Consider the following 19434-nt stretch of genomic DNA (forward strand, 5'->3'; position numbering starts at 1 on the left):
CGCCTTGGCAGCCGGGCTGACGCCAGAGGTGGCGTCAGCCCGGCTGCCCTTCAGCGCAATGCCGCGGTGCGGTCACGCATCCAGGCGTCCGACGGGAGTCCGGCGTTTTGATGTCCCCCCTTCGCCTCAGATCGCGTAACGACCATGACCCCAACCGACACAACGTCCAGCGCGCGCTCCACCGCTGCGGCATCCAAACGCGGACGGCGACGCGTCGCAATGCCGCTGCTGTGGTGTCTGCTGGCCAGCGGCGCCATCGCCTCTGGCTGGTGGTGGTCCACGCGCGCGCAGCCGCTTAACCAAGCGCTTCCGATCAGCGCGTTGTCGGTCACGGCGATCACCCCACGCCAGGTGGAGTGGCCAAGCACGCTGTCGGCGACCGGGATCGTGGCGCCCTGGCAGGAGGCGGTGATCAGTGCGCAAAGCAACGGGCTACGGCTGGTGACGCTCAACGTGGCGGTCGGCGATGTGGTGACGCGCGGGCAGCTGCTGGCGCGTTTCGATACCGCAACCCTGCTGGCGGCACGTGCAGAACTGCGTGCGGAGCTGGCCAAGGCGCAGGCGGCTGCACACCAGGCCGATACCAATCGCATACGTGCCGTGCGCGTGCAGGCGGCCGGGGCGATGAGCGACCAGGAAGTGCAGCGCTACGTGACCGAAGCGGTGACCGCCACCACCCAGATCGCGGTGGCGCAGGCGCAGCTGGATGCCAACCGGCTGCAGCTGCAGCAAGCCGACATCACCGCCCCCGACGACGGGTTGATCAGCGCGCAGAGCGCCACGCTGGGCGCTGTGGCCAGCAGCGGCCAGGAACTGTTTCGGCTGGTGCGGCAGGGGCGCCTGGAATGGCGTGGAGAGTTCACACCCGAGCAGATCGCGCGGATCGCCGTAGGCCAGGACGTCCGGCTGCGGCTGCCCGACGGCAGTGCCGCCGTGGCACGCGTGCGCCAGATCGCGCCGCTGCTGGATGCGCGCTCCCGGCTTGGCGTGGTGTATGCGGATATCCAGCCCGACAGCCTGCTGCGCGGCGGGATGTACGTCGACGGCGCGGTGGCGTTGCCGCCCAGCCGCGCGCTGGTGGTGCCGGCGTCGAGTGTGGTGGTGCGCGATGGCCGCAGTCTGGTGTTCCGCATCGTCGGCAGCGGCGCCGCGTCCAGGGTGCGCGCGCAAGCGGTGACGGTAGGGCGGCGGCTCGGCACCGACGTCGAATTGCTGCAGCCATGGGCCAGCGGCGAGCGCATCGTGGCGCAGGGCGCCGGGTTGCTTGCCGATGGCGACACGGTGTTGGTCAAGACCACGCCGGCCGGCCCGCTGGTCGGCATGCAACTGATTCCACGTGCGCCACGATGAACTTCGCTACCTGGTCGCTGCGCAATCCCATTCCTGCGGTGTTGCTGTTCTTCCTGCTGACGCTGGCGGGCGTGCACGGCTTTCGCAATCTCTCCATCCAGGCGCTGCCGGATATGGACCTGCCCACCGTCACCGTCGCGCTGACGCAGCCGGGGGCGGCACCGGCGCAGCTGGAAACCGAGGTGGCGCGCAAGGTGGAAGACTCCATCGCCACCGTCAGCGGCCTACGCCATCTGCGCACCACCATCAGCGATGGACAGGTGCAGATCGTGGCCGAATTCCACCTGGAAAAATCGCTGTCCGATGCGTTGATCGAAACCAAGGATGCGGTCGACCGGGTGCGTTCGTCGTTGCCGCCGGAACTGCTGCAGCCGGCCATCATTGCAGTAACCGAAACCGGCACGCCGATCCTGACCTATGCGGTGACATCGACAACGCTGGATGAGACCGCGTTGTCCTGGTATGTCGACGACAGCATGAGCAAGGCGCTGCTGAAGGTGCCTGGCGTGGGTCGCGTGCAACGCCTGGGCGGTGTGCAGCGCGAGATCCGGGTGGAGGTGGATCCGGTGCAGATGACCGCACTGGGGGTGACCACGTCGGATGTGTCGCGCGCGCTGCAACAGACCCAGCAGGATTCCTCCGGCGGACGCGTGCAACTGGGCGGCGCCGAGCAATCGGTACGCACGCTGGCCGGTGTGCAGCAGGCCGCGCAATTGCCTGGCATGTCGATTGCGCTCGCCACCGGCGGCAGCGTGCGCCTGGAGCAGATCGCGCGGGTGCGCGACGGCATCGCCGACCGTCGGCAGGCCGCGCTGCTCGACGGTAAGCCGGTGATCGGGCTCAGCCTGTATCGCACCAAGGGCTTCGACGAGACCAAAATCGCCGAAGGCGTTGCGCAGGCGCTGCAGCAGTTGCAACACAGCGACCCCTCGCTGCGCGTCACTCCGGTCTCCGGCAGCGTGGCCTATACCCTGGAGCAATTCGAAGGCTCGATGTCGATGCTGTACGAGGGCGCGCTGCTGGCGGTGCTGGTGGTGTGGCTGTTCCTGCGCGACTGGCGCGCGACCCTGATCGCCGCATCGGCGCTGCCGTTGTCCATCCTGCCGGCGTTTGCGGTGATGTGGTGGCTGGACTACTCGCTCAATACGCTGACCTTGCTGGCCCTGGCAGTGGTGGTCGGCATCCTGGTCGACGACGCCATTGTCGAGATCGAAAACATCGAACGCCATCGGCGGATGGGCAAATCCGCGTTTCAGGCCACCGCCGATGCGGTCAACGAAATCGCCCTGGTGGTCATGGCCACCACCGCCACCCTGGTGGTGGTGTTTGTGCCGACCACGTTGATGGGCGGCATCCCGGGGTTGTTCTTCAAACAGTTCGGCTGGACCGCGGTGATTGCGGTGGTTGCCTCGTTGATGGTGGCGCGGCTGATCACCCCGATCATGGCGGCCACCTTTCTCCGCGCGCGGCATAGCGATCCATCCGAGCCGGCGACCGGCGCGCTGACCGCCCGCTATCTGCAGATGGTGCAGTGGAGCTTGCGGCATCGCGCGGCGACGTTGGGCGCCGCCGGCGTGTTTCTGCTGTTGTCGCTGGCGTTGTTGCCGTTGCTGTCCAAGGGCCTGGTGCCGCCCAGCGACCGCGGCTTCATCACCGTTAGCGTCGAGCTGGGGCCGGAAAGCGACATCGCGCAGACCCGCCAGGTCACCGAGCGGGTGCGTGCGGCGGTGGGCCGCATCGACGGCGTCGGCGCGGTGTTCACCAGCATCGGCGGCACTGCGGGCGGGCGCGATGCGCAGGTGGCCGAGGTGCGCAAGGCCGAGATGACCCTGGTGCTGTCGCCGCGCAAGACGCGTGCGGCGCAGGCGCAGATCGAGCGCGCGGTGCGGCGGGTGCTGGTCAACATCACCGGCGCACGCGTCACCGTGAGCGGCGGCGGGCCGGGCGAACACCTGTCGATGATTCTCACCAGCGAATCGGAAGATGCCCTCAATGCCACCGTCGCTGCGTTCGCAAGCCAATTGCGCTCGGCCGGCCTGTCGGGTGTGCGCACCACCGCAGGCCTGCAACGCCCGGAACTGGTGGCGCGGCCGATCCAGCGCCAGACCGCCCGTTATGGTGTGAGCAGCGCCGATATCGGCCAGACCCTGCGCACTGCGACCAGCGGCGATTTCGAACCGCAACTTGCCAAGCTCAATCTGGACAACCGGCAGATCAATATCCGCGTGCAGGTTCCCGACCGGGTCAGTGCCGATCTGGAGGCGTTGTCCAACCTGCGCGTGCCATCGCGCAATGGGCTGGTGCCGTTGTCCAGCGTGGCGGTGTTGGCGATGGAGAGCGGGCCGACCGAGATCAATCGCTACGATCGCCAACGCTACGTCACGGTGAGCGCCGACCTGGGCGACATGCCGTTGAGCAAGGCGCTGGCCTTGGCCACCACGCGCCCTGCCATCCAGCACCTGCCGGCGAACGTGTCGCTGATCCAGTCCGGCGATGCCGAAGTGGCGGCGGAATTGTCGTCCGGCTTGCTGCTGGCGATCGCGATCGCCACCTTGTGCATGCTGTGCGTGCTGATCCTGCTGTTCAACGATTTTTTCCAGCCACTGACGATCCTGTCGGCCATTCCGCTCTCGCTCGGCGGCGCCTTCATTGCGCTGTTGCTGTGCGGCAGCGAGCTCGATGTGCCGTCGATGATCGGCCTGGTGATGCTGATGGGCATCGTCACCAAGAACTCGATTCTGTTGGTGGAATACGCGGTGATCGCGATCCGCGATGGCGCCGCGTCGGTCGACGCCGCGTTGGTGGATGCGTGCCACAAGCGCGCGCGCCCGATCGTGATGACCACCGTGGCTATGATCGCCGGCATGCTGCCGATTGCGTTGGGTTTCGGTGCCGATGCCAGTTTCCGCCAGCCGATGGCCATCGCGGTGATCGGGGGATTGATCAGTTCGACCCTGCTGTGCCTGGTGGTGGTGCCCGCTGTTTTCAGCTGCATCCACGATGGCCAAACCTGGCTGCATCGGCGTTGGCGCGGCGCGTTTGGGCGGGCGGATGACGATCCGGGCGGCCAAGCGCGTGCGGCGGACTAAGCGCGGTAAACAAGACGTGACAGCGACGCACCACTAGCTGCCGTCACCTTGCAGTTCAAAGCCACCCCAGGTGCGCGATGCAGTTCAAACGGCGAAGCGCGGCGGCCGCGATCGCACGCAAGCGCTTCGCAGCCACGCGCCTTGCCGTCAGCCGCAATACACCGCGGTGATGTTGTTGGTCGGGCCGGTTTCGATGCTCAGCTGATCGCCGCCGCTTTCGCTGGCGCCCTGCGCCGGGTCGGCCAGGCCGCTGGCGGTGGTGCCGCCGGTGGCGCGTTCGCCGCGCCGCACGCTGACCTGCAGGCTGTCGCTATCGACGCGTGCACGCTCCACGGTCTGCGCCGCCGCGGCCAGACCCACGATGCCGCGGACCTTTTCGATATGGCACTGGCCGGAGATCGCGCCATCGATGGGTTGCACCTGCGCCACCTGGTTGGAGGCACAGGCCGAGAGCAACAGGACGGCAGCGAGCGGGGCAAGGGTGCGGATCATCGGAGATCTCCAGCGGAAGAATGGCGCAAGCGTGAAGAATCCGTTGTTGGCATGGCATGAAGGTCGCCCGCTGGGGCGCGGCGCCCGCACCGCAAGGCTGTGCGCGCGTGGACTGGTGGGTGGGCGACGCGCATCTGGATCACCGAGCGAACCCATCCAGGCAGCGCGACCGCCCTAATCGGGCATGCAGCGCAAGCGGTGCGGCGACCGCCGGTGCGTTCGCACGTCGCGAGGAGACCTGACGTGGGCTGGATTACTTCGATTTTTGGACGACTCCACTCCCAATCTTCCGGCTAGTCGATCAATAGGCGCATCTCTACGCTTTGCATCACCGGAGCAGCTGGCTCCACCACCGCAAAGAGATCTGTCATGAACGCACAACTGGCCACCGCCTACGCCGATCAGCCGCAGCGCGAGACAAGCATGCAGGCGCCGCCGCGCCCGGTGGTGTTTCGCACCCGCGGCAGCACCCGCGGCCCGATCACCCGGTTGATGAGCCCGGGCGATCTGGGCCAGCTGGTCAAGCCGTTCGTGTTCCTGGACCTGTTCACCGTCAAGCCGTCCGTGGGAGAAGCACCGATGGGCATGCATCCGCATTCGGGCATTGCCACGCTCACCTACCTGATGGAGGGCGAGGTCGGCTACGAGGACAGCACCGGCAAGCAGGGCACGCTGCCTACCGGCGGTGTGGAATGGATGCGTGCCGGCAATGGCGTGTGGCACGACGGTGTGCCGGTCGGCCAGTCCTCGGCCAAGGGCTTCCAGCTTTGGGTCGCATTGCCCGCAGCCGAAGAGAACGCCCCGGCGCAAAGCCTGTATCTGTCGCCGGCCGATGTGCCGGTGGCCGGGCCGGTGCGTGTGCTGCTGGGTCGCTACGGCGCGTTGGAAAGCAAGATTCCGGCGCCGGCCGACATGACCTACCTGAGCGTGCAACTGCAGGACGGGGAGCGCTGGCGTTACGTGCCGCCGGCCGGCCACAGCGTGGCCTGGATCGCGGTGCACACCGGCCAACTTGAAGCGGCCGAGAGCATCGGCAGCGGCGAGATGGCGGTGTTCAAGGATGCCGAGCAGGCCATCGATGTGGTGGCGGTCGGTGCGACCAGCTTTGTGCTGGGCTCGGCGGTCAAGCACCCGCACGACCTGGTCATGGGCCACTACTCGGTGCATACCAGCACCGCCGCACTGGCGCAGGGCGAGGCGGAGATCCGCCGCATCGGCGCGCAATTGCGCGCCAAAGGCCGCCTGGCCTGAGTCGCGCGCATGCCGGGCAGCCGAGACATGGCTGCCCGGCACCTGCGGCGTCAAACACGCAGCGCTTGCCAGGCAACACAGCGCACTGCCGATCGTGCTGAAGGCAACGCGCCTTCAAACCCGCACGCCCGAGTCATGGCGTCAGGTCTTCAACGATGGCCTGCACCGCCCAACCGTCGATGCGCGCACACCCCCGCCATGCATCGCCGACCCATTACACCGCCACCTATCCAGCAAAGGCATTACCAATGAAACTGCTTCATCTCGATTCCAGCATCCTCGGCGACCATTCGGCGAGCCGTCAGCTCAGCGCACGCATCGTTGCCAAGCTGCAACAGCGCAACGGCGATGTCACCGTTACCCATCGCGATCTGGCCGCCAACCCGATCGCGCATCTGTCCGGCGCGCACCTGGCTGCGCAGCAGAATCCCACGGCCGATCAGACGCCGGAACTGGCCGCCGACCTGGCCAATGGTGCGGCGGTGCTGCAGGAATTTCTGGATGCCGACACCGTGGTGATCGGTGTGGCGCTGTACAACTTCAGCGTGCCGACCCAGCTCAAGGCCTGGATCGATCGCGTGCTGGTGGCCGGCAAGACCTTCCGCTATACGTCCGAAGGTGTGCTCGAAGGGCTGGCCGGCGACAAGCGGGTGATCCTGGCGGTGGCGCGCGGTGGGTTCTATGCTGCCGGCTCGCCGCTGGCGTCGCTGGAGCATGCCGAAACCTACATGCGCACCGCGCTGGGCTTCGTCGGCCTGCATCATCCGGAGGTCATCGTTGCCGAGGGTCTGGCCACCGGCAAGGAGGGACGTGAAGCGGGTCTTGCCGTTGCCCATCAGCAGATCGATGGGCTGGCTGCCTGAGCTGGCGCGACGCCGCGAGCGGCGTTGCTACTGCCCATGCGCCTACAGTGCATTCAATCGCACGGTCACGGCCTGGATAAACGCCGAGACCGCACGCGGCAGATGCCGTCGGCTTGGGTAGAGCGCGTGCAGGCCCTGACCGCGGCGTTGGAAATCCGGCAGCACCACGCTCAGGCGGCCCTGTTCGATGTCCGGGCGCGCGAGTGCCTGCGGCAGTAGCGCGATGCCGAGCCCGGCCACAGCCGCCAGGCGCAAGGCGCGCGCTGTGGTGGCAGCAAAACGCGCCTGCACCTGCACCTGCTCGGCAAGCCCGGACGGCCCGATCAGCGTCCAGGTCATCTGCCCGCTTGGGTGCGGGAAGCCGATGCCGTCGTGCTGACGCAAGTCGTCCACCTGCAACGGTCTGCCGCGCGCCTGCAGATAGCCTGGGCTGGCGACCAGCAGGTCGCTGTTGTCGGCCAGGATCTGGCGGCCGACATACCCCAGGTCCGGCAATGTGCCGCCACGGAAGGCCACATCGATGCGTTCGGCGATCAGATCGGCCTTGGCATCGTTGAGCACGAATTCCAGGCGCACGCGCGGGTGCGCTGCGAGAAATTCGCCGACCCATTCGATACGGAAAACATCCAGAAAATCCGCGGGTGCCGCCACCCGCACCAGCCCGGCGGCTTCGTCGCCATCGGCCGCCAGGCTCTGCCCGGCCGAGGTCAGCCCGTCCACCGCATCGGCGCAACGTTCGAAGAAGGCTTGCCCGGCATCGGTCAAGGTCAGCTTGCGGGTGGAGCGCTGCATCAGGCGCGTGTCCAGCTGCGCTTCCAACTGCTGCACGCGTCGGCTCACGCTGTTGGGGGCGGTGCCGAGCCGGCGCGCGGCTTCGGCAAAGCTGCCGCTGCGCACCACCTGCACGTACAGCGCGATGTCATTGAGATCGATCACCAGCAGCCTTGGCGCATGTAAACGCGGAGTCTAAGCGTGGTGCCTGCGCGCAGTCGATCATGGCGGCGTACGGCACTGCATGCGGCGGATCAGATGCACTGCCAGCAAAGCGCGTCATGCCTTGTTGCCCGCGCTCGGTTGATTGAGATTTTGACGCTGCGTCTAACGAAGCTAAGTTGCAAAATCTTGCCTGCTCAGATGTGGTGGAACGGTGTGGTAAGGCATGCGTAGAGCATTGGTGCTGCGTGCTTGCTGCGGGGCCGTTGCCCGCCCACCATCGCGGGATACGCTGCAAGTACGTCCTTGTCAGCTCTTACGCGGCATCCATGCCGCGTCAGGTCCCGCGACGGTGGGCGGCCAAGGACCATGCAGATGGTCGGTGTGCACGGTAGGAGCAGTGTTTGATGCGCGTTGTCGGATCATCACGCGCCGGCGCAACGTTTGATGTGCAACGCGCTACAAGCAGCTTTCACGCGCCCGCCGACCAACGTTCTGGTGCGGTGTCCTCGCCGCTTGCGGGACCGTGTGGCGGCATGGATGCCGCCACCGAGCCTTATCTGTTCGGAATCTGGCAGTTTAGGTGTCGAGAGCCGGCGTGGGCTGCCGTCAGAGCCTGGATCTCAGCGATCGCCATGTAGCTTGGTACCCACGCCGGATTCTCCCTTGATTCGCCCGAACAGTTGCCCGAGCTGACACTCGAAACGATAAGACTGGGCAAGCGAGGGAGCTCTCGACATTTTTAGCCTAGCGGAGATTTCCCATGAGCGGAATCGGGATCGATGTGTGCAAACACTTTCTGGACGTTGCCGTTTTTCGAGGCCAAACCCGTCAGTTCACCAACACCGCAGGCGGTCATCGGAAGCGTGTCGATTGGCTGAAGACGCTGTCGGTGCGGCAGGTGGTGCTGGAGGCGACCGGGGGCTACGAGCTGGCAGCGCTGGATGCCTTGCATCACGCCGCACTGCCGGTAGCGCGCGTCAATGCACAACGGGCACGCAACCTGGCCAACGGTTTGGGACTGGCCAAGACTGACCGGCTGGACGCGGCCATGTTGGCCTGCATGGCCGAGAAGATGGAACTCCATCGGTATGTTCCACTGGAACCCTGGCAGCGCGATCTGGGCGAGCATGTACGTGCCCGTCGGCAACTGGTCGAACTGCTGAAAGCAGCAAGGCAGCAGTTGCTGCAGGTTGCGGAAAAAGCGCTACGAAAGATCCTGCAGGGCAACGTGAACCAGCTTGTGCGCAGCGTGGCGCGGCTAGACAACCTGATCGCCGGGCAGCTGAAGACGCTGCTCATCGAGCAACCGCACCTGGCCGCGTTGAAGACGCTCAAAGGGGTCGGTCCGGTGCTGCTGGCCGTGCTGGTGTCCCGGTTACCGGAGCTTGGGACGCTCAGCGGAAAGCAAATCTCCCGATTGGTTGGCGTTGCCCCGCTCTCGCGCGACAGCGGCGCGATGCGTGGTAAACGGGGGATCGGCGGAGGCCGAGCCGATATCCGGCAGGCGCTGTATATGGCGGCGATGTCCTCGGCTCGGCACGAGCCAGGTCTGCGCGATTTTTACAGATCGCTGCGCACACGCGGCAAGGAAGGCAAGGTCGCCCTCGTGGCGGTGATGCGCAAGATGCTGGTCATCCTCAATGCGCGCGTGCGCGATCAAAGAGCCGCTCTGCAGCCCACCTGAGCGCACTCGGCGGCCGTGAGTAAACGCAAAAGCGTGCTAGCCAGCGGCCGGCACCTACCGATGAACACGCCCGAAGGAAACTGATCAAAGGTCGCGGATTGAGGTCCTGACCAACACAGTTGCTACAGGGACGTACTTGCGGCGTGTCCCGCGAGCGGCGAGGGCACCGCACACTCGACTCACTCAGCGTGTGACGGTATCTAAACGCCTCTACAACTCGAATCCTTGGCTGCCTTTGCAGCGTGTCTCGATGGAATGAGATATTTCGGATAGATCAGATGCAAAGCGAGTGATCTGCAGCTTGGTTGCAGTGCACTTGCCTGCTCACCGTCGCGGGACACGCTGCAAGTACGCCGATGTAAGCTCTTCTGCGGCATCCATGACGCATAAAGTCCCGCGATGGTGAGCGGGCAACGACCAGTCGAAATGGTCGGTGCGCATAGTGCAGGCAATGCAGGACGTTCTTCTGATTGGTTAGCTATCGTGTCGCTCTGCGACCCGCACCACCAAGCCCATGCAACTTGCAAGACGCTCAGCTTTTTACCCGGCAACCGACCAACTTTCTGGTGCGGCATTCTCGCCGCTTGCGGGACGCTTATTGCGTGCGCGTGAGCCCATGACGGTGCAGCAACTGTTGCAGGCGGTCCTGCACCCGCTGCAGGTCGGCGTCGGCGGCTTCGTCCAGAATATCCTGCGCCAGTGCATCGAACTGCGGCCAGAACTGGCTGGGGTCGCGCACCCGCTGCGGCCAGACCGACAGCATCTTGCCCAGCTCGGAGAGCTGATGATTGGTGTGGGTACGTGTGCGCAAGCTCATGTCGCATCTCCGGGCCAGTCCAGCGCCACAGCGTGGACCGCCCCGTCGTCGATGAGAGTGAAAGCAAGCTCGGCCTGCACCACACCGTCGAGCTCCAGCCGCGCCGCGCCACCTGGGCGTTGGGTGACATCGATGACGTAGGTGCTGGCGCCGAAGCGATACCGCAGCTGGTAGCCCGGCCAGCCGGCCGGGATGCACGGCACGATGTGCATGCGTTCGCCATGCCGTTGCAGGCCCAGCAGCGATTCGGTCAGCAGCCGGTACATCCAGCCGGCCGCGCCGGTGTACCAGCTCCAGCCGCCGCGGCCGGCGTGCGGCGCGACCGCGTAGACATCGGCGGCCAGCACATAGGGTTCGGCCTTGTAACGCTGGGCGCCGGCAGCATCGCGGGCGTGATGGATCGGGTTGATCATACCGGCCAGTTGCCAGGCCCGCGCGCTGTCGCCGAGCTGGGCGAAGGCCATCGTCGCCCACACCGCTGCATGGGTGTACTGGCCGCCGTTTTCGCGCACGCCGGGGACGTAGCCACGGATATAGCCGGGGTCGTGTTCGGTGCGATCGAACGGCGGCATCAGCAGCTTGACGATGCCGGCGTCGGTGTCGACCAGATGCTGGTGCATCGCGGCCATCGCCTGTGCGATGCGCGCCGGGTCCATCGCGCCGGACAGCACCGCCCAGCTCTGCGACAACGAATCGATACGGCATTCGTCCGAGTCGCTTGCGCCCAGCGGAGTGCCATCGTCGAACCACGCACGCCGATACCAGCCACCATCCCAGGCGTGCTGTTCCAGCGACGCGCGCAAGGATTGTGCATGCGTGCGACAGGTGGCGGCGAATGCCGCATCGTCGCGCTGCGCGGCCACGTCTGCGAACCGCAGCAGCGTGTCGTAGAGGAAAAAGCCCAGCCACACGCTCTCGCCCTTGCCATCCTTGCCGACCCGGTTCATGCCGTCGTTCCAGTCGCCGCTGCCGATCAGCGGCAGGCCGCGCTCGCCCAGCCGCGCCATGCCACGTTGCAGCGCGAGCACGCTATGCGCATACAGCGACTGCCTATTGCCGGTGAGCTGCGGCAGGTCGTAATAGGATTCTTCGTCGGGCTTGAGTTCGCGCCCGTCGATGAAGCCCACGCGCTCATCCAGCACGCTGGTATCGGCGGTGGTGTCCAGATAGCGGCACAGCGCCTGCGGCAACCACAGAAAATCGTCCGAACACTGCGTGCGCACGCCGCGATCCTGCGGCGGGTGCCACCAATGCTGCACATCGCCCTGTACGAACTGATGCGCGGCGCAGCGCAGCAGATGCGCCCGGGTGAGCGCCGGCTGCGCGTGCACCATCGCCATGCTGTCCTGCAACTGGTCGCGGAAGCCGAACGCGCCACCGGACTGGTAGTAGCCGCTGCGTGCCAGGAACCGGCAGGCGATGGTCTGGTAGAGCAGCCAGCCATTGGCCAGCAGATCCACCGCCGCATCGGGCGTGCTCACCTGCACGGTGCCCAGAGTCTGCTGCCAATGCGCACGCACCGCCAGCAAGGCGGTGTGCGCGGTGGCCACGCCACGGCTTTGACGTGCCAGCGTCAGTGCGCTGGCGCGATCGGCGGCCGCACCCAGGCGGAACACCGTTTCGAAGCTCTGTTCGGCCGCCAGCGTCACTGGAATCTGGATCGCCGCGCAGGGGTCCAGGCCGGCACCGACGCGCCCGGACAGCCGCTGCCGAGTGAGCGCGGCGGGGGCGGCCATGCTGCCGTTGCGCCCGAGGAACTCATTGCGGTCGGCAGTGATGCTGCGGCTGGGCGCATCGGCATCGAAGAACGCCACGCGCCCGTCGAATTCGGTGTTGTACGGGTTGCGCGCGGTCAGCACGCTGCTGCCCAGATCCACCTCGCTGACCACATGCAGTTGCGAGCGTGCGCGGATGTCGCCGAGCACCCATTCCACATACCCGGTGACGCTGAGCCGGCGCGGACGCCCGGACAGATTCTTCAGCCGCAGATGGCTGAACTTGATCGGCCGCTCCACATCGACGAACACCCAAAGCTCGCTGCCGATGCCGTGTTCGATATGGCTGCAGACGCTGTAGCCGAAGCCGTGGCGCACCGTATAGCGCCCGCTGCCACGGCATGGCAGCGCCATCGGCGACCACACTTGCCCGGTGTCGTCGTCGCGCAGATAGAACGCTTCGCTGGAGGCATCGCCGACCGGGTCGTTATGCCACGGCGTGAGCCGGAATTCGTGCGCGTTCTCGGCCCAGCTGTAACCGGGGCTGCTGTCGCTGACCACGCTGCCGAACTGCGCATTGGCCATCACGTTGCACCACGGCGCCGGCGTGGCGGTGCCTTCGTCCAGGGTGATGCGGTATTCGCGGCCGTCGGCGGCAAAAGCGCCCAGGCCGTTGTCGAACAGCACCGCTTCTTCGGCTGCGGCCTGCAGGGTGTGGTCCAGGTAAGCGGCATGCGTGCTGGCCAACGCCTCGGCGCTGTCCAGCTGCTGGATCGGCTCCAGCAGCGGCGGGTGCGCACGTGCGCTGGGGTGGCGCTGCAGTTGCGCGTCCAGGGTGCCGTTGGCATCGCTCAGGATCGCGCGTGCCACGGTCTGCAACAGCACGCGGTCTTCCTGCGAAATGTGTTCGATGGCGCGCACGAAGATGCCGCCGGGGCGGTCGAGTACATTGGCTTCGGGGTCGGCGGCGATCAGGCCCAGGATGGCGTCCTGCAACTGCTGGCGATAGCCGGCCTGGCTTTCGTTCCAGATCACCAGATCCGCACGCAGGCCTTTCAGGCGCCAATACGCGTGCGCCTGCACCAGCTGGCGCGCCAGTTCGAGATTGTCCGGGTCGGTGATGCGCAACAGCACGATCGGCAGATCGCCGGAGATGGCGTGACTCCACAGCGCCGACTGGCCGCGGTGGTTGTGCAGCAGCACCTCGTTGTCGGCGCGCAGTTGCGGGTCGACGAACAGCACGCGCGCGGCCAGCCGCTCGTAGCGCATCGCATCGGCGAGCGAAGCATTGATCTGCCGGCGCGTGACCTGGCTCTGGGTCAGCGCCAGATCGAACACCCGGTCGGCCAGACGGCGGTCGCGGTACTTGTCGATCAACGCGGTGCAAGCGGCGCGTTGGGTGCCCACGCCATAGACCATGTCGACCTGCGCCTGCTGATCGGGCGCCAGCGAAAGACGGCAACGGATCGCCACGATCGGGTCCAGCACCGAGCCGGCCGCGCCCGACAGCGCGGTCTGTTCGCTCAGGGCCGCCGGGTTGCGGGTGCTGCGTCCGCGCCCGATGAACGCGGCGCGGTCGGTCTCGTAGGAGATCGTCGCCACATCGGCATCGTGTACCGCCACCAGATGCAGCATCCACGGTTGCGCCTCGTCGTGCCCGCGCGGGCGGCGTGTGCACAACAGGGCCTGTCGGTCGGCCAGGATCTCGGTCTGCACGAACAGGTTGCTGAAAGCCGGATGCGCCTCATCGGAGGCGGCCGGCGCCAGCACCACTTCGGCGTAGGTGGTGATCTCGATGACTCGCGTCTGCCGCGAGCGGTTGCGGATGCGCAAGCGGCGCAGTTCCACATCGTCTTCGGCGGAAATGGCGATTTCCAGATGGCTGTCGTAGCGCTGGTGGCTGCCCTTGAATTCGGCTTTTGCATCGGAAAAGATCGCTTCGTAGCGCTCTACCGGCACGCAGGTCGGTTGATGCGCGGCCGACCACACCGCGCCGCTGTCCACATCGCGCAGATAGCAGAACGTGCCCCAGTGATCGCGGGTGCCGTCCTCGCGCCAGCGGGTGACCGCCATGTCGCGCGCGCGGCTGTAGCCACCGCCGGCCGAGGTCAACATGCCGTGGTAACGCCCGTTGGAGAGCAGTTGCAACGCCGGCTGCGCCATGTTGGGGTCGCGATGGATACGCAACGCCATGCCCGCCTCGGTGGCGACCGGGCGTTCGGCTGCTTCGACCAGGCCTTTGACGTAGACGCCGGCACGCGGTGCGCGCTCCTGCAACAGCAACAACGTGGCCTGGAATTGCGGATCGGCGACAAAGCGTTGTTGCATCGGCGCATCGCGCAATACGTGATCCAGCGCCAGCAGCGCCATGCCCTGGTGATGCGACATGAACGAGCGCACCACGGCGTGTTGTTCGCCACGCGGCACCCGCGAGGGCGTGTAATCGATCGCCTCGTACAGACCGAAGCGGCCGCCGAAGCCCAGCGCCTGCTGTTGCTGCAGATTGCGGCAGGCCGCATCCGGTTCGACCATCAACGCCATCGCGCTGGCATAGGGCGCGATCACCAGATCCTGGCCCAGCCCGCGCTTGAGTCCGAGCCCGGGCACACCGAACGCGCGGTATTGATAATTGCGCCGCGTATCGACCGTGTTGTAGCCCGATTCGGACACGCCCCACGGCACATCGCGCGCCGCGCCGTAGCGGATCTGCGCCTGCACCGCGCCACGCATCGAGCGGCTCAGCAGCGTCTGCGGGTAGCTGGGCATCACCAGGTCGGGCATCAGGTACTCGAACATCGAGCCGCTCCACGACAGCAGCGTCGGCTCGGTGCCGGTGTCGGTCAGCGTGCGCCCGAGCGCGAACCAGCTGTCCTGCGGCAGCTTGCCCTGGGCGATGGCCACGAAGAGCCCCAAGCGCGCCTCCGAGGCCAGCAGGTCGTAATGGCCGCTATCCAGGCGCCGGTCGTCGACGTTGTAGCCGATCGACATCAACTGCTGGGCACGGTTGTAGAGAAAATCGTAGTCCATCTGCGCCAACTGCCCGGCCACATGCGCAAGCCGCTGCAGCTCCTGCACACGGGCTGCGGCCCAGGTCTGCACCTGCGGCGGCTGGCTGCCGTCGGCGAGTTGCCGCAGCGTGGCGATCGCCTGGGAGGGCGCTTCCGCTGTGTGCGGAGGCGGGCTGGCAAGTGCCGGCGTGCACTGGCTCAACTCGTCCAACGTCGCCTTGCAACAGTCCACCAAGCGCTGCGGCCACGGTTCTTCGTCATCGCCGATGCTCGGCATCGACGCCAGCAGCGATTGGCTCTGTGCCAACAGCAGCCGCAGGGCGGCATCGGCCTGGTGCAGGGTCGGCGTGGGCTGGTTGCGGATCGCCTGCACGCGCTGCGTCATCCCACCCAGTGCGGCAGTGGCGGCATCGCTGCGCGGCGTCGCTTGCATGCTCAGCACGCCAAGCGTGTCGGCCAACCCATCGAACACCGCCATCGATACCGCTGGCGCATCCACCAGCGCCAGCAAGCCTTGCCGCAGCGTCAACAGATGGCCGGCCAGGTTGCCGCTGTCGACGGTGGAGACATAGCGCGGCAACAGCGGCGCCAGCGTTTCGGTGTCGTACCAGTTGTAGAAATGCCCGCGGTGGCGCGGCAGCGATTCCAGTGTGGCCAGCGTATCGGCCACGCGGGTCATGACGCCGGCCACGGGCAGGTAGCCCAGATCGTAGGCGGCCAGGTTGGCCAGCAGGCCCAGGCCGATATTGGTCGGCGAGGTGCGGTTTGCCACCACCGTGACCGGATATTCCTGCACGTTGTCCGGCGGCAGCCAATGGTGCTGCGCGCTGCAGTGGGTTTCGAAAAACGCCCAGGTGCGCCGCGACAACCTGCCCAGGAAATCGCGCTGTTCCTGCGACAGCTGCGCCACCGGCGCGGCGGGCTGCTCGCCCAGCCAGGCCATCAGCCAAGGCGCGCCCATCCATACCACGCCAAGCGGCAGTGCCGCCCACAACGCCGCCGGCGACCACCACGCCACCGCCGCGATCACCAGCGCCGCGGCGCAGGCGGCGCCGGCCATCAGGCGATGCTCGGCATTGCCGCTGCGCGCGCTGCGTTCCACTTCGCTGGACGGTGCCCACTGCAACAGATGGCGCTGGGTGATGGCCATCCGCAGCAGCGTGCGGGCGATGGCCGCCAGTTGCAGTCCCGCCTCGAACGGCAGGCACGCTAGCACCACGCCGGTGCGCAGCAGGGTCTGACGCAGCCCCGCGCCCACCTGGCGCGCGTGATGACGCAACCCCAGACCTTCGGGTGGGTGCGCCAGCGCATACAGCGCCGAACACAGCCCCGGCAGCAGCCACAGCACCAGCAGCCACGCGGTCCAGCGCAGCGGCGTGGGCGAGCACAGCCAGCCGATCAGCAACAGGCCGAAGGCGGCCGGTGCCACCAGGCTGCGGCGCAGGTTGTCCAGCAGCTTGCCGCGCGACAACCACGACAGCGGATTGCGCGCGTGCCGGCCACCCCGGTCGGGCACCCACGGCAGCAGCCACGGCAACAACTGCCAGTCGCCGCGCACCCAGCGCGCGCGACGCTTGGCATCGGTGGCATAGCGCTGCGGATGACGCTCGTACAGGCGCACGTCGCTGAGCAAACCGGCGCGCACATAGCAACCTTCCAGCAGGTCGTGGCTGAGCACGCGGTTGTCGGGGAAGCGGCCGGCCAGCACCTGCTCGAAGGTCGCCACCGCATAGATGCCCTTGCCGATGAACGAGCCTTCGCCGAACAGGTCCTGATACACGTCCGACACCACGCGCGTGTACGGGTCGATGCCCGGTTCGATCCCGAACATGCGCGCAAAGCGCGATTCGCCGCCCTCGCTCATGCCGGTGCCCAGGCCAGGCTGCAGAATGCCGTAACCGGCTTGCACGATCTGCCCGGACGCATCCCTGCGCGGCATGTTCAACGGATGCGACATCGCCCCGACCAATGCGCGCGCCGCATCGCGGGGCAGATGGGTGTCGCTGTCGAGCGTGATCACATAGCGCACCTGCACCAGTGCGGCGACATCGCCCTGCACCTGCAGGAAGTCGCTGGCTGCCTGTAGCGGCGCATCGTCGGCGCAGAGCAGGCGGTTGAGCGCTTCGAGCTTGCCGCGCTTGCGCTCTGCGCCCATCCAGCACCCTTCGCCCGCGTTCCATTGGCGGGCGCGGTGCAGCAGAAAGAACCGATCGCCATGCGCGTCGGCATACGCCGCGTTGAGCCGGTCGATGTGCTGCGCCGCATGCGCCACCAGCGCCATGTCCGTCGGCAACAGCGCCTGCGCGGCATCGAGAAAATCGGTGAGCAGCGCGAAATAGAGCTGCGCGTCGCGGTTGGCCAGGTAATGCACCTCCAATGCGCCGACCAGCTCATCGATGGCATCGGCACCGGCCAGCATGCTCGGCATCACCACCAGCGTGCGGCAATCCGGTGGAATGCCCAGGCGGAGGTCCATGCGCGGCAACGGATGCGGGCGCACCCACAGCGTCGCCACCCAGTTGACCAGGGCGATGGCCAGCTCGCTGGCGGCCAGCAGCGCGAGACCGGCGGTGATCCACCACAGCGCCGCTGGCAGTGCGCTCACGCCCTGCAGCAAGAGGCCGGTCCAGAGCAGGGCGATCAATGCGATCGGCAACAGATACACCGGCAGCGCAACGCGGCGTGCGCGCCGCCCGCGCGGCAATGGCGTGGGGCGCGCGGACGTGGATGGATCGCCCAGCGCGGCACGCAACAGCGGCAATCCCGCATCCACCAGGTAGTAACCCACGTGTGCGGCCACCGGCTCTGCCGCATGCGCTTGCGCGGCCAGTCGCAGCACGGTGTCGGCCACCGCCGGTTCGTCGCACTGCATGCGCTGAGCCAGGCGCTCCACCACATGCCGGTAGGCATCGCGGGTCTGGAAATCCATGCGCGCATACACATCGGCCGGATCGCTGCGCAGGCGCTGCTCGACCACGCTCATACTTTCGACGAATTCGCGCCAATCCATTTCATCGAGAAAGCGCAGGCTGCCGATGCTGTTGCTGATCGACACCTGCTCGGCCGCCTGGCGCTGGCTTTCGGCATGCACCCTCCCTTCGACGCTGTCGCCCTCGCTGGCCAGCCACTGTTCCACCCAGGCGCTGGCCATCGACAACACCGGGCCGCGGCCCTGGATGCCGCGGGTCAGTTCGGCAACGAATGCGCCGCTGGCCGGCGGCTGCGAGCGCGCCATGTCGGCCACCACCACCACCACATCCTTGGGCTGCGTGGCGGCGGTGGCATTGAGCATGACCGCCCACTGCGCAGCCAGGGCAGTGTCGCGCCCGTCGCGCATGATGCCGTCGGCAATGCGGCGCAGGTTGTCGATCAAGGCCAGCCGCAACATGATCGGAATGGCCCACAGTTCGCCCAGTTTGAGCGGCGCCACCTGTTGATAGGCCGCAATGAAACGGCTCAGCGTGATTGCATCCACGCGCCCGTCGCCATGCGCCACCACTTGCAAACCCAACTCGTAGACCCGCGGCAGACCGATCGAGCTTGGCGTGCGCAGGCGCGGCAACTGGCGGCTGTAACCCGGCGGAAGATGCTGGCGCGCCAGGCGCATCTGCTCTTCGACCAGATAATAATTGTCCAGCAACCAGTCGCCGGCAGGGTGCAGCCGCACGCCAGCGGCGACCATCTCGGTCAGGCGCGACGCCGCACCGTCGAGCGCGCGTTGGTTGAACTTGAGCCCCGACAACAACAGCTCGCGTGCCGGGCCGGTATAGAGCGCGTGCGAGGTTGCCAGCGTGCGCGCCAGCGTTTCCATTTGCTCGTCGCCGAGCAAGGCCACGCCAGGTGCGACCGCATCACGGACCGGATGGGCTTGCAGTGATACTGCTGGTTGGGTAATCGATTGCCACCAGAGAGAGAACGCAGACGCTTTCCGCTTTGGCGGCATGGAGACATTGCCTGTGCAGCATCGGTGCCGCTAGAGCGACGATCATGCGCGCTCGCGTCAGGCGGCATGTGAACGGGGATGCATGTGCAACGCGCGCTGCCGGGTGATGTTGGCGGTGGATGGCGGTGGATGGCATCGTCGAACGCAGGCGTGCAGCGTGCGATCAAGCCGACGCGACAGTCATGTGCGCGTGTGCACATTTAGCGCGATGCTTTGAACTGCACCCGCGCTGCAGGTCGTTGCCGGCATGATTCGCTTGGCGCGCCCGGCATTCTGCATTCGGTGT

The 19434-nt window shown here is 66.8% G+C and carries 9 protein-coding genes; 5 read left to right on the forward strand and 4 right to left on the reverse strand.

Going from position 1 to position 19434, the window contains the following annotated elements:
• Positions 1–144 precede the first annotated feature (144 nt).
• Together ACCQ06_RS00250 and ACCQ06_RS00255 are read left to right on the forward strand one after the other, a co-directional pair.
• Positions 145–1350, forward strand: a complete 1206-nt coding sequence (locus ACCQ06_RS00250) for an efflux RND transporter periplasmic adaptor subunit (RefSeq protein WP_316689817.1) — start codon at positions 145–147, stop codon at positions 1348–1350.
• Positions 1347–4439 (forward strand): efflux RND transporter permease subunit, encoded by a 3093-nt coding sequence (locus ACCQ06_RS00255; RefSeq protein ID WP_316689818.1) that lies wholly within the window; start codon positions 1347–1349, stop codon positions 4437–4439. Before ACCQ06_RS00250 ends, ACCQ06_RS00255 begins: the two co-directional genes overlap by 4 nt.
• A 147-nt stretch (positions 4440–4586) precedes the next feature.
• On the opposite strand, the gene ACCQ06_RS00260 is transcribed toward ACCQ06_RS00255, so the two are convergent.
• Positions 4587–4931, reverse strand: coding sequence for a hypothetical protein (locus ACCQ06_RS00260; RefSeq protein WP_104615586.1), 345 nt, complete (start codon positions 4929–4931; stop codon positions 4587–4589).
• A 369-nt stretch (positions 4932–5300) separates the two neighbouring features.
• On the opposite strand from ACCQ06_RS00260, the gene ACCQ06_RS00265 reads away from it, so the two are divergent.
• Complete coding sequence (locus ACCQ06_RS00265) at positions 5301–6182, forward strand: pirin family protein (protein WP_316689819.1); 882 nt, start codon at positions 5301–5303, stop codon at positions 6180–6182.
• 248 nt (positions 6183–6430) lie between these two features.
• The gene (locus ACCQ06_RS00270; RefSeq protein WP_228324969.1) at positions 6431–7045 is read left to right on the forward strand and encodes an FMN-dependent NADH-azoreductase; all 615 of its coding nucleotides are present in this window, start codon (positions 6431–6433) and stop codon (positions 7043–7045) included.
• A gap of 42 nt (positions 7046–7087) precedes the next feature.
• On the opposite strand, the gene ACCQ06_RS00275 is transcribed toward ACCQ06_RS00270, so the two are convergent.
• On the reverse strand, positions 7088–7981 hold the full coding sequence (locus tag ACCQ06_RS00275; protein WP_316689820.1) for a LysR family transcriptional regulator: 894 nt from the start codon (positions 7979–7981) through the stop codon (positions 7088–7090).
• A 760-nt stretch (positions 7982–8741) separates the two neighbouring features.
• Between ACCQ06_RS00275 and ACCQ06_RS00280 the strand changes: the two genes are divergently transcribed.
• Positions 8742–9665 carry an IS110 family RNA-guided transposase gene (locus tag ACCQ06_RS00280; RefSeq protein ID WP_316687192.1) on the forward strand — a complete coding sequence of 308 codons (924 nt, stop codon included), beginning with the start codon at positions 8742–8744 and terminating at the stop codon, positions 9663–9665.
• A gap of 595 nt (positions 9666–10260) precedes the next feature.
• Here ACCQ06_RS00280 and ACCQ06_RS00285 read toward each other — a convergent pair.
• The gene (locus ACCQ06_RS00285; protein WP_104617132.1) at positions 10261–10482 is read right to left on the reverse strand and encodes a hypothetical protein; all 222 of its coding nucleotides are present in this window, start codon (positions 10480–10482) and stop codon (positions 10261–10263) included.
• Positions 10479–19148 (reverse strand): glycoside hydrolase family 94 protein, encoded by an 8670-nt coding sequence (locus ACCQ06_RS00290; protein ID WP_372364753.1) that lies wholly within the window; start codon positions 19146–19148, stop codon positions 10479–10481. Before ACCQ06_RS00290 ends, ACCQ06_RS00285 begins: the two co-directional genes overlap by 4 nt.
• Positions 19149–19434 lie beyond the last annotated feature (286 nt).

It is taken from the genome of Xanthomonas sp. NCPPB 4467, assembly GCF_041475665.2.
GTDB lineage: Bacteria > Pseudomonadota > Gammaproteobacteria > Xanthomonadales > Xanthomonadaceae > Xanthomonas > Xanthomonas dyei.